Here is a 10,486-nt window from a genome sequence, read left to right as displayed (position 1 = left end):
GCCCGGCGCCGTCGACACGCGGATGACCGCCGGTCTGACCATCCCGAAAATGACGACCGCCGACGCCGCCACCGAGATCCTCGATGGCTTCGAGGCCGGCGAGGAGGAGATCTATGTCGGCGACATGGCCCGCGGCCTCGCCGAGGGACTAGCCCACGATCCGAAGGCCATCGAACGCCAACTGGCGCAGCCGGGTTGATCCGCTAGCCCGGCATCCTGAAGAACCGAGACATCGAACCAATGGGAGCAACCATGACGAAATCAAGATTCGCGCTCGCCGCCCTCGCCGCATTGGCGCTCGGCCAATCGTCGCTGCCGGCTTCAGCGGATTCCATTCCCGGCCTGCGCGGCCACGACCACACCGGCATCACCGTGCCGGACGTGAAGGCCGCCACCGCGTTCTTCACCGACGTGATCGGCTGTACGCACGCGATGTCGTTCGGCCCGTTCCGGGATGACAAGGGGACGTTCATGAAGGACGTGGTCGACGTCAACCCGCGCGCCGTGATCGACGAGATCAGCATGGTGCGCTGCGGCTACGGCTCCAACATCGAGCTGTTCCAGTACGAAGCGCCCGACCAGGCCAAGACCCTGCCGAAGAACAGCGATATCGGCGGCCACCACATCGCGCTCTATGTCGACGACATCGACAAGGCGGCGGCCTATCTGAAGGAAAAGAACGTCAGGACCCTGCAGGGCCCGATCCCGATCAAGGAAGGTCCCGCGGCCGGACAATCGATCCTGTATTTCTTCACGCCGTGGGGCCTGCAGATGGAGCTGATCAGCTATCCCAAGGGCATGGCCTATGAGAAGGATTCGAAGTCGTTGCTCTGGATGACGACGGAGCCGATGAAATAGCGGGTCGCGGCGTCGAAAGGGCGATTCAGGACGCTGCAGGGCCGGAACTGTTCGGAGCGATCAGCCCGCACGAACGCAGCGATATTCGGGATCAGCGCAAATAAAGCTCCCCTGATGCCGCTGCGCTCATCCGGGCTGAGCTTGCTATTGCCCGGTGCGGCCCAGATTCACTCGCCGGAAGGCTGACACGCACGACTTTACGGTATCGCGGTATCGCTGTCCGAGATCGACCGCGATAGCCGTGCTGGGGAGCGAGCGATGATCGTCGATGGCCGTTTGGCGCTGATTGTCGTTTCGCGCCTGATGGCACCAGCAGGAGCCGGTGCTCTCACGCGACAATCCACGCCGGCTCGAGGAAGGCATGGTGATCGCGATGGAGCCGCATGTGAACCACTGGCAGATCCAGGACATGTTCCGGGTCGGCGCGAACGGTCCGGAATTGATCTCGAGCAAGTTTCCGACGGATGAGATTTTCGCCTGCGGCTGAAGCCCGCAGGCCATCGCCGACTGTCGCGGCTTGAAGTTACAGCTCCTTGACCGTTTTCGCGCGCGTCGATGCGTTTCGCGCCGGCTTGGGATTCGATTCCAGATCAGCGATGGGGCGGCGATAGGTCTCGATGCGACGCAACCAGCCGACCCGCGCGTTGCCGATGGCGGGAGTATTCCGAATCCGCTGCTGCAGGACAAGCCGTGCCGCGTCGGCGAATTCCGCCAGCACGGCGTCCCGATCGCTCGTGGCGCCCCTCATGCTGAGAAGCACCTGCTTGAGACCCCATCCCTGCCGTTCCCCTGTCTGCTGGTTCAAGGCCGTTTCAGCCGGGTTGGTGCCTTCGCCCTTGAAATCGATGTAGTCGATCAAGGGATACTGGTCCCCGGAGGCCCGCGCCATGCGCGAGAACTGGGCAATGATGTGCGCGCGGTCCGCGCTGTCCGGCGTGTTTCTGAGAATCTTGTCCATGGCGCCCTGGGCGCGCACCACGAGAAATTGTGTTTGTTCTGCCACGGTATCGAGCAGGAATTGTCGCAGCTGGATCATCACCGGCGAGTTGAATTCCCTCTTGAACTCTGCGCTGTTCATCCAGGGACAGTGGGGAATGGGCGTCTTGTCGAGCCAGGGCGGCAACTGCACGCGCTGCTTGCGCAGGAACTCGATCAGGAGCGGAAACCCTTCCTCGAAAGACGCCGTCTTGCCGGCAGGAAACCAGATGAAATGACCGATGCCAAGCGAGGCAAAGTCCTCGCTCGCATTCCATGTCGTGATCGCATCGCGCCTGCCGGCCGTTTCGTTGAGCCAGATCTTCTGGCCGACCTTTTTGACCGCATCGGCGGACATCACGAGTTGCGGCACGGCGAAGTCCGCGGCCTTGCCCGCTTGCTGCGCCTCGGGCGGCCGCGCAACCGCTTCCCTTTCAAGTTTTGACGGCTGCGGCTCGGAGGGCGGCACGACGATGGCCGGCTTCGACTTCTGCGCCTCGGGGGTCGCCATGGCGACGGCCGGCTTCAACTTCTGCGCCTCAGAGGCCGGCACGGCGATGTCAGGCTTCGACTTCTGCGCCTCGGGGGCCGGCACGGCGACGGCCGGCTTCGACTTCTGCGCCTCAGAGGCCGGCACGGCGATGTCAGGCTTCGACTTCTGCGCCTCGGGGCCCGCCACGGCGATGTCAGGCTGCGACTTCTGCGCCTCGGGGGCCGGCACGGCGATGTCCGGCGTCGACTTCAGTGCCTCGGGGGACAACCCGGCGATGTCCGGCTTCGACTTCTGCGCCTCGGCGGGGGGCACGACGATGTCCGGCTTCGATTTCTGCTGCTCGGGCAACGCCGCAACCACATTCGCGCCCGGCGCTTGTGCAGCGGGCGGCGGCACGATTGCTTCTGTTTCCGGATTCGATGTCTGCGCCTCGGATGGCGGCGCGAGACCAGGCTCTCCCAGCTTTTTTCCGCTATCGACGACGCCCGTCGCGGCCGTCGATGCGGTTTGCGTCGACGCCGTTTGCCTGATGACGACGGCTGTGACGCCGCACGAAATCAACAATGCGCCGCAAGCAGCGGCCCACCTGTACTGCCATCTAGGTCTAACCTGCGTCGCAGTTTCGCTGCCGCTAGCTGCGCCGGTCGCCTCCATAAGATCATCGCCCATATCCATGTCTCATGGGGACGCATTTCGCCGAAAGCACGACTATTTTGGGACGAGTCGCTGACGCATGTCATTCCGCCGTCAACCGTCTCGCCAAAGCCGCAGTCCGGAGACAACGACTCGGTCGTTCGCGGCCGCGGCGAACCCATAGCAGATCAAGCCATGTACGCTGAGTCCTGAAGAGTGACAGTTTCCGGAGCACCGCGGCTTCGCGGGGCTCGCCACGCCTGACAGGACTTTCCAATCCTCCAGATCACCGTAAGCATGCAATTAGCCTCCGATGCAGCCCTTCATGAAGTCGCGGCGCTGCGGGCCGACCACCTTGCGATCGATCGCCTGCTTCAGGCAATCGAGATGGGCCTGCGCCATGCAAAGCTGCATCTGATCCTGCCGGTCCTGGCCTTTGATTTCCTGCGCCGCGGTCTGGCAGGCGCCGCGCTTGCCTGCTGCGGCGGTGTCTGCGGGCGCGGGACTGGCCTGCGCCGCGGGAGGGGGGCTGGCAGGAGCCGCTGGCGCAGCCGTATTGCTGGACTGTGCAAAGGCCGCGCTTGCGACAGCCAATGCTGCCGCCGTGACGATGGAACGCACAACATTTTTCATCGGTCATCTCCATTTGCGGTGACCCTGAAAGGCGTGGCCTGAATGAGCACTGAACAGGGAGCGCCGAGCATCGGCGCGGCGCCCTGACCTGCCTACGCCAGCAATTGCTTCTCGATTTCGTAGACCGGCAGCTTGACCAGATCCTTGTCGATCTCGCCGTGCAGCGCCTTGCGCACGGCGGCCGAGTAGTCGGCGCGGATCATGCCGAGCGCGCGCGGCGGCGCGACCATGGTCAAGGCGTGAGTCTCGCCGCTCGTGACCGCGTGATCGAGCCGGCCGGCGAGCGTTTTCAGGAATGTCCGCTCGGACTCCTCATGCCAGTCGGTTTGCTCGATCGCGCTGCGCGCGATGCCGGTCGACTCGTGCACCTTGCCGGGCCGATCGGTTCCCTGAGCTTGCGTCGACGGCACGGGATGCTCGTGCACCTCCTTGGTGTGCAGGTTGGGAAACATGCGGTCGCCGAGATTTTCCAGAATGAGCGCCTTGCGTCCGTCGCAGACCACGATCCAGTCACCGGTTCCGATCTTCATCTTGTCCATTGAAAGTGCTCCGTAGGATTTTGGAGGTTTGGCGGTGCGGGGGCGCCGCGCGTTCCGCAAATGCGGGGAAACGGATCAAAGCTCTTCTTCGAAATCCTCCAATGACATGCCGAACGCCGCCATCGCCTCCTCGAGATAGTCGGCGAGCATGGGCGTCTCGATCAAATAAGCCGCCGTGCGATTATTATGGGCTTGCGCTGCCTGATTGCGCAGATCGCGCCAGCTGTCGAGATCGCCATCGCCGCGACCGAGCCACATCAATGCCACGAGGTCGACCTGCTCGTCGACATTCAGGTCGCGGATAAAGCCGGAGAGCTCGGCGCGGCCGGTATCGCCGCCGGAACCGCGCGTCCCGTTGTCCGCGTCGTCGTCGGCGAGGTCGGAGATCAATTCCGGCGCGGTCGATTCGATGTCGGATTGCCGCGCCTTTGAGACGATGAAAAATACCTTCTCCGGCGAAATCGACAGGTTCGGAGCTTTAACCATGCGCAATATCTCCCATCGGACCTAAGTCCTCTGCCAACCGGCCGCTAGGCTAGGCGTTCCCGACAGGCCGTACTTTGCGCAGGATCAACGACGAAGCGGACCGGAACGGCCCTGGAACGCGGGCCGCCGCCCATCATCGGATCGTGAAAGGGCGCGGCCGCGCCGAATGCTATGTTGTCGGGATGGGTTGGTTGCAGAGATATTGCCGAGTAGCCCATGCGGCCCGGCCGAAGGTATCGGCTATCGCTGTCGCATGCGCGATTCCGATCCTCTGCGTGCCGCCTGCCGATGCGCGGGGCGGTCACGGATTTGGTCACCCTGGTTTCGGTGGCGAAGGTCTGCCCCATCAAGGTTTCGCTGGCCATCGCGGAGACGGAAGCCCTCCCGCAGGCGGCGGCCGCCGCCGCGGCAATGACGACTACGTCAAGGCAGCTTCGGCGGAACGTGACCGGTTACTGAATACCCAGCTCAAGAGCATCTGCCGCGGCTGCTGAAGCGCCGCGGTTTGAACTCACCAGGTCGTGTCGAACAACCCAAAATGCGGCTGCTGAGCAACCAGCATGACTGGACGAGCCGGACGAACGCGCGCGACCCTGCGCTTGAGCTGCGGCTTCAGGTCCGGCCGGATGGGCAGGGAAGCGTTGCCAGGCTGGGACGCGGCCATCGCCACGATCTTCGGCGTGGACGTCTGGCTTTCGACCTGCGACCCGCCCTTCGACTCTGATTTTTTTGGCGGCAACTGCGCGAAAGCCGCGCGGATCCGTGCTTTCGTCGACAAATCCGCCAGCGTCGGCTGGCCCGGTGCCGCTGTCTTCGCGATCGTCACGGCTCCAACCGTGGGCGCGCTGGTGTCAAACACCACGCGCTCCGGCCATTTGCGGTCGGAGTGGATGCGGACCGCAGGCAAGTCGGAGCCGGAATTCAATGTGCTGGGAAGAGGTACTTGCGGCAACACGGCATCGGATACGAACAACAGTGCAAGCAAGGCTCCACCGACAAAGACAAAGTACCGCAGCAAAGGCATTTCACCACCACTTCGAGCCACGCCCACGCGCAGACCATTCGCCTAACCGAGAATATACCGATAGGTTCCGGGAAAGGTTCACCGGTTCAACTGGAAATGTCACTTTTTTGAGACCGCCGCCACAGAATCCGGCGCGAATGGATAATCGGCGCCCTCTCAACGGAGCGACGCCGGTGTCGCGTTCTAGGCTCGGCTGGCCGCAATGGGCGAGCACTTGGCCCGGCTCGCGTTAACATTGACGAACCCGATATGCATGCGAACGAAGGTCCTCCGGCTCTTCATGTTGACGGTGTCTGGAACGACACGGGTGCGGTCGGTGAGATGGCTGCCGTCGCGGCGGGCGAAGGCACAGGTAATCTCGATATCCTTGACGGCGTAGGAATTGCGGTTGCGCAGCGTGAAGGTGACGAGCGCATTCGACCCCAACCCGCCGCGGTGCCAGGACTGCGACGAGATCATGACCTTGTCCAGCGGCGCGGGCGGGTCAGGCACGATCGCCTCCGCTGTCGCCGGATCGAACGGGAGATCCTCGGAATCGGGTGCATTCACCGTAGGAGCAGCGGACAATGGCACCGCTGACGAGGCGACTGCCACAAGTTGCACCGGCGCACTCCCGCTCCTGCGCGGCGCAAACAGCCAAACACCAGCTCCGGCAATCAAGCCGGCCGACAGCACGACGTACAGCAAGCTATGTCCTGGCTTGAGATATCGAGCGCGCGTCGTCTCCGACCAGTCTGAAAATCGGTGGCCGATCCTGGCGCAGCTACCCGGTTCGATGCGATCTGGCCCAGTGCTCATGGCGGCACCATTGACAGCGTGTCTCGTCAGCGCATGCATCAAATCCAAAGACGAGAATTAGGTTCCACCCAATCCCGACAATTGGAAGGCGACGACGTTTGCGCTCCACGGATGGACACGGGATGGCCACGCTGCGACGCGGCCGCTAACATGATCCGCCGCAGCCGGACGGCTGCGCAGCTCGCAAGCCATTGCGCTGCGACAAGGCGGCGCCAGGAAAACAGGAGATCGACAATGCCGACCGTCACGTGGGACCACGTTCATCTGCGCAGCCCCGATCCGGAGGCAACCGCCGCCTGGCTCGCCGACATCCTCGGCGGTGAGATCGTGCGCGGACCTGGCCGAATCGACGTCAAGCTCGGCGGCGCGAATATCTTCATCGCGCCAGTGAAGCCGGGCGATGGCGTCCACACGCCGCCCGTCACGCCCTATCAGGGGCTCGATCATTTCGGGCTGACCGTCAGGGACATTGACGCGGTCGCCGCCGAGATCAAGGCCAAGGGCGTCGAGTTCACCAGGGAACCGACGACGATCCGTCCGGGCGTGCGCGTCTGTTTCCTCCGCGGCCCGCAGGGCATCTCGATCGAGCTGCTCGAGCGCGACAAGAAATACGCGTAAACATCGGAGCTCTGGCTACGTCATGCTGCCGGGCATGAAGCAGCGGATCGTCACGCCGAGATAGCCACGGATCGGCCACACCATGGTTCGGCCGATTCGATTGGGCTCAGTGATCACGGCTTCGTCGGGAACATCGATCCACTGGCCGTCGAGCCGGACACGGTAATGTCCCTGGTAGGATTCCCAATCGACGTCGCTCACGGCGCTGCCGTCGGCGTCGGAACAACACGGTCCCCTGCCGCTCCTCAGACCATCGAACCACGCTTTCATTTCCGGCGTGGAATTGGCAAACTGGCCGTGATCGCGCGCGTAACTGAGTTGCGACGCGAGCGCGGTCACGAGCGCCGCACCTATGATTCGAATCGGCGTTCTCCAGCGATTCGCACGACGAAGCGGAAGGGCTTTGGTCGGGTACGCGTCACTCGTTTGACGCGGCGCATGGCCGCCGGAATTGATCCAGTTGCTCATTTTCTGCTCCAGCACCTACCCCAGGGGTGCCAACATGGCTATGCATTTCGCGGGCCAACTTCGTTCGTGCATTTGATTCGCTCTCGCTTTGGGTGTCACGTCACAAACGCGGCACCGATCGGTGAGGCGATGTGGTCAAGCTGCCGCGTTGCAGTGACTCGCAGTGTTTGGCATAACAGCTGACCGGTTTGCCGTGGGCGACGACAGCCGGCATCGGGACGTCATGAAGAACGGACTTTATTCGATCCATGTCACCCTGCTGGATGGGCGCGTCGGCAAGGGGAGTGGCGTCGTCGTGTTCCGCGACGGCAAGATCGTCGGCGGCGATGCCTATCTGTTTTACATCGGCACCTACAGCGTGAAGGACAACACCTTCAAGGGCGAGGTGCTGATCCAGCGTCACACCTCCAGCCCCGACGCCAATCCACTGTTCGGTGGCCCGAGCGCGGTCGGCGTCGGTGTCTCCGGAACCTTCACCGACACGCGCGCGGAGATGACCGGAACAGCCCTCGTCGGCAAGGCCAGCCAGATTTTCGGCGCCACGCTGCGCAGGCTCGCTGACCTCGACTAGTCGAGCGATTTTGAAATTCGAATCCTATCAGCGTCGTGATGCAGTCGTTCCCCCCTCCCTCCGCGCGCGTAGCGCGTGGTGGGGAGGGGAGAAATGGCGGTGCCATATGACAACTTTCATGGAATCGCTCGACTAGATCCGTTGTCCGAGTAAGGCCGGTCTACTCCCGGGGCGCTCACTCCGCGGCCTGTTCCAGCGGCGCGATGCGCGGCAGGATGATCTGGATGCGCGTGCCGCGGCCAGGTTCGGAATCAAGGTCGAGCCGGCCGCCGAGCCGGTTGGTGACGATGCTGTAGACGATGTGCAGGCCGAGACCGGTACCGCCCTGGTCCCTGCGCGTGGTGAAGAATGGATCGAACGCGCGGCGGCGGACGTCGAGACTCATGCCGCAGCCATTGTCGGCGAAGATGATCTCGACATTGTCCTTGCCGGACTCACGCGCCTGAATATCGACGACGCCGGGTCGGCTATCGGGGAAGGCGTGCGCGACCGAATTGAGAAACAGATTGGTCAGCACCTGGCCGTAAGGGCCGGGATAGCTGTTCATCATGAGATTGGGCTGGCACGAGACGTTCAGCGTCAAATTGTGCTTTCGCAGGCCGGGTCGCAGGCTCATCACCACCTGCTCGGTCAGGTCGGCCAGATCGAAGATCCGCTGGTCGGAGTAGTTGCGGTCGGCGGCGACCTGCTTGAACGACTGGATCAGTTCGGCCGCGCGATTGAGATTGGCGACGAGCTGGCCTGAGGCGTCGCGGCTGGTCTTGAGAAAGTCATTCAGGCTCGAGCGCCGAATCTCGCCGCGCGCCACGTCCTCGGCGAAGATCGCGGTCTTGCGCTCGAGCGCCGAAGCCACGGTCAGGCTGATGCCGACGGGATTGTTGATCTCATGCGCGACACCCGCCACCAGCCGCCCGAGCGCCGCGAGCTTTTCGGCTTCGATCAGCGAGGCCTGGGTCTCGCGCAGATTGCGCAGCGCCGATTCCGCCGCGTCACGCGCCTTGCGCATTTCCTGCTCGCCGCGCTTGCGTTCGCCAATGTCGAGCGCGACCGTGACGATGTGTTCGATTTCGCGTTCGGCATCGAGCAGCGGCATCTTGTTCACCAGCCAATGCCGCATGTTCCCTGACGAATCCAGATATTCCTCTTCGTAGAAACCGAGCCCGTTTCGCGTCTTCAGCACGCGCTGATCGTTCTCGTCGGTCTTCGCGGCGCCGTAGCGCGACATCAGTTCGGTCGTGGTACGGCCGATCGCTTCGCTCGGCTCGATGTCGAAGATGCCCGCCATGTAGCGGTTCATCAGCACATAGCGCAGGTTCTTGTCCTTGACGTTGATCACGGCAGGGACGGTGTCGATCACCTGCTGCAGGAGCCTGCGGCCTTCGGCGACGGCGCCCTCGGCGCGCTTCTGGTCGGTGATATCGCGCACCGTTCCCTCGTAGCGAACGACCTCGCCGCTCTCGTCGCGCACCCCGGTCGCGCTGTCCGCCAGCCAAAGCGTGGCGCCGTCGCGGCGGCGCACCTGGTATTCGAACTCGCGCACCACGCCGTCGCGGTGCATCAGCAACATGTACTGCTGGCGCGCCTCCGGATGAACGTAGACCGTTTCCGCCAGATCATCGATGCTGTTGATCAGCTGCTCCGGCGTGTCGTAGCCCATCATCCGCGCCAGGGCGGGATTGGCGTTGAGCAGCGCGCCGGCCGGCGTCGTGACATAGATCCCGTCGACCGAGCCTTCGAACAGTTTTCGGTAACTCTCTTCGGCGAGTCGCTGCTCGGCAAGCGCGCGCACCGCCGCCTCGCGCGCGGCATCGGCGTCGACCAGGGTGCGGCGGAACACTTCGGCCGCGCGGGCGATATCCCCGATCTCGTTGCTGACATCGGTATCGGGGATCGAGGCGTCCTTCTTGCCGGCCGCCAATGCCCGGATCGAGCTGGCGATTTCGGCCAGCGGCCGCACCGTGCGGCGGACCACGAAAATGGCTGCGAAAACCGCGGTCAGGACGCCGATCAGGCCGAGAATGATGCTCTGCCATTTGGTCGCACTCAGCGTGCGGGCGAAATCGTGGGACAACACCCTGCCACGGCCCGCGCTGAGCTCACGCAGGAGATCGGTGACCCGTCCGATCAGCCGGCCTTCGGTTCCCAGCACCTCGGTGTCCAGCCGGGCGATCTCGCTTTCCGTCCCCGCGATGGCGACGATCGCATCGGCATAGGCGTCGGCTGCCGACCGCAGCGTCGGATCGTCGATGGTCAACGCGCGCATGTCGCGGGCCGATTGTTCGGCGGCGGCGGGATCGTGCGCGAGCAACGCCGCCGCGATCTTGTTTTGCGCGCGGAACAGAGTCCTGGCGCTGGCCCGGTCGGGCACGTCGGCGACCGCCGCTTCGAAC

12 protein-coding genes and 1 pseudogene are annotated in these 10,486 nt (G+C 63.7%); 5 read left to right on the top strand and 8 right to left on the bottom strand.

The genetic code is table 11. The annotated features are described in order from the left end of the window. The 3 genes and pseudogenes from WCB02_RS40060 to WCB02_RS40050 form a co-directional block, all read left to right on the top strand. A pseudogene (locus tag WCB02_RS40060) lies at positions 1–199 on the top strand (short-chain dehydrogenase); the annotation flags it as partial. Positions 200–252: 53 nt separating this feature from the next. Further along, positions 253–858, top strand: coding sequence for a VOC family protein (locus WCB02_RS40055; protein ID WP_423968064.1), 606 nt, complete (start codon positions 253–255; stop codon positions 856–858). Positions 859–1,180: 322 nt separating this feature from the next. Beyond that, entirely contained in the window at positions 1,181–1,345 is a 165-nt protein-coding gene (locus tag WCB02_RS40050; RefSeq protein ID WP_423968061.1) for a hypothetical protein, read from the top strand. 36 nt (positions 1,346–1,381) lie between these two features. Here the strand turns inward: WCB02_RS40050 and WCB02_RS40045 are convergent, their stop codons facing one another. The 6 genes from WCB02_RS40045 to WCB02_RS40020 all read right to left on the bottom strand — a co-directional run bounded on the left by WCB02_RS40045 (position 1,382) and on the right by WCB02_RS40020 (position 6,244). Then, positions 1,382–2,722: a hypothetical protein gene (locus WCB02_RS40045; RefSeq protein WP_423968059.1), complete on the bottom strand. Its 1,341-nt coding sequence runs from the start codon at positions 2,720–2,722 to the stop codon at positions 1,382–1,384. Between the two features lie 540 nt (positions 2,723–3,262). Next, complete coding sequence (locus tag WCB02_RS40040; RefSeq protein ID WP_423968057.1) at positions 3,263–3,592, bottom strand: hypothetical protein; 330 nt, start codon at positions 3,590–3,592, stop codon at positions 3,263–3,265. Between the two features lie 92 nt (positions 3,593–3,684). Next, complete coding sequence (locus tag WCB02_RS40035) at positions 3,685–4,131, bottom strand: host attachment protein (RefSeq protein ID WP_423968055.1); 447 nt, start codon at positions 4,129–4,131, stop codon at positions 3,685–3,687. Positions 4,132–4,206: 75 nt separating this feature from the next. Continuing rightward, complete coding sequence (locus tag WCB02_RS40030) at positions 4,207–4,617, bottom strand: DUF3775 domain-containing protein (protein WP_423968053.1); 411 nt, start codon at positions 4,615–4,617, stop codon at positions 4,207–4,209. Between the two features lie 511 nt (positions 4,618–5,128). Further along, positions 5,129–5,668: a hypothetical protein gene (locus WCB02_RS40025; RefSeq protein ID WP_423968051.1), complete on the bottom strand. Its 540-nt coding sequence runs from the start codon at positions 5,666–5,668 to the stop codon at positions 5,129–5,131. A gap of 156 nt (positions 5,669–5,824) precedes the next feature. After that, complete coding sequence (locus tag WCB02_RS40020) at positions 5,825–6,244, bottom strand: hypothetical protein (RefSeq protein ID WP_423968049.1); 420 nt, start codon at positions 6,242–6,244, stop codon at positions 5,825–5,827. 429 nt (positions 6,245–6,673) lie between these two features. Between WCB02_RS40020 and WCB02_RS40015 the strand changes: the two genes are divergently transcribed. Continuing rightward, positions 6,674–7,057, top strand: a complete 384-nt coding sequence (locus tag WCB02_RS40015) for a VOC family protein (protein WP_423968047.1) — start codon at positions 6,674–6,676, stop codon at positions 7,055–7,057. 15 nt (positions 7,058–7,072) lie between these two features. Here WCB02_RS40015 and WCB02_RS40010 read toward each other — a convergent pair whose 3' ends face one another. Next, a complete protein-coding gene (locus tag WCB02_RS40010) occupies positions 7,073–7,525 on the bottom strand; it encodes a hypothetical protein (protein WP_423968045.1) in 453 nt (150 codons plus the stop codon). A 223-nt stretch (positions 7,526–7,748) separates the two neighbouring features. Here WCB02_RS40010 and WCB02_RS40005 point away from each other — a divergent pair, with 223 nt between their 5' ends. Beyond that, positions 7,749–8,096 carry a GrlR family regulatory protein gene (locus tag WCB02_RS40005; RefSeq protein WP_423968066.1) on the top strand — a complete coding sequence of 116 codons (348 nt, stop codon included), beginning with the start codon at positions 7,749–7,751 and terminating at the stop codon, positions 8,094–8,096. A gap of 175 nt (positions 8,097–8,271) precedes the next feature. Here the strand turns inward: WCB02_RS40005 and WCB02_RS40000 are convergent. After that, positions 8,272–10,486, bottom strand: a 2,215-nt coding sequence (locus tag WCB02_RS40000) for a PAS domain S-box protein (protein WP_423968043.1), incomplete at its 5' end; no start/stop codon positions are given.

The sequence above is a fragment of the Bradyrhizobium sp. genome, from assembly GCF_049581145.1.
Classification (GTDB): Bacteria; Pseudomonadota; Alphaproteobacteria; order Rhizobiales; family Xanthobacteraceae; genus Bradyrhizobium.
The sequence above is the reverse complement of the archived record's forward strand: the minus strand, read 5'-3'. Positions and strand labels throughout refer to the sequence as shown.

What these genes read in the sequence shown, in the direction of transcription:
- WCB02_RS40030 (WP_423968053.1), bottom strand. Translation starts at nt 4,617, where the DNA reads ATGGTTAAAGCTCCGAACCTGTCGATTTCGCCGGAGAAGGTATTTTTC.
- WCB02_RS40055 (WP_423968064.1), top strand. Translation starts at nt 253, where the DNA reads ATGACGAAATCAAGATTCGCGCTCGCCGCCCTCGCCGCATTGGCGCTC.
- WCB02_RS40005 (WP_423968066.1), top strand. Translation starts at nt 7,749, where the DNA reads ATGAAGAACGGACTTTATTCGATCCATGTCACCCTGCTGGATGGGCGC.
- WCB02_RS40015 (WP_423968047.1), top strand. Translation starts at nt 6,674, where the DNA reads ATGCCGACCGTCACGTGGGACCACGTTCATCTGCGCAGCCCCGATCCG.
- WCB02_RS40010 (WP_423968045.1), bottom strand. Translation starts at nt 7,525, where the DNA reads ATGAGCAACTGGATCAATTCCGGCGGCCATGCGCCGCGTCAAACGAGT.
- WCB02_RS40035 (WP_423968055.1), bottom strand. Translation starts at nt 4,131, where the DNA reads ATGGACAAGATGAAGATCGGAACCGGTGACTGGATCGTGGTCTGCGAC.
- WCB02_RS40040 (WP_423968057.1), bottom strand. Translation starts at nt 3,592, where the DNA reads ATGAAAAATGTTGTGCGTTCCATCGTCACGGCGGCAGCATTGGCTGTC.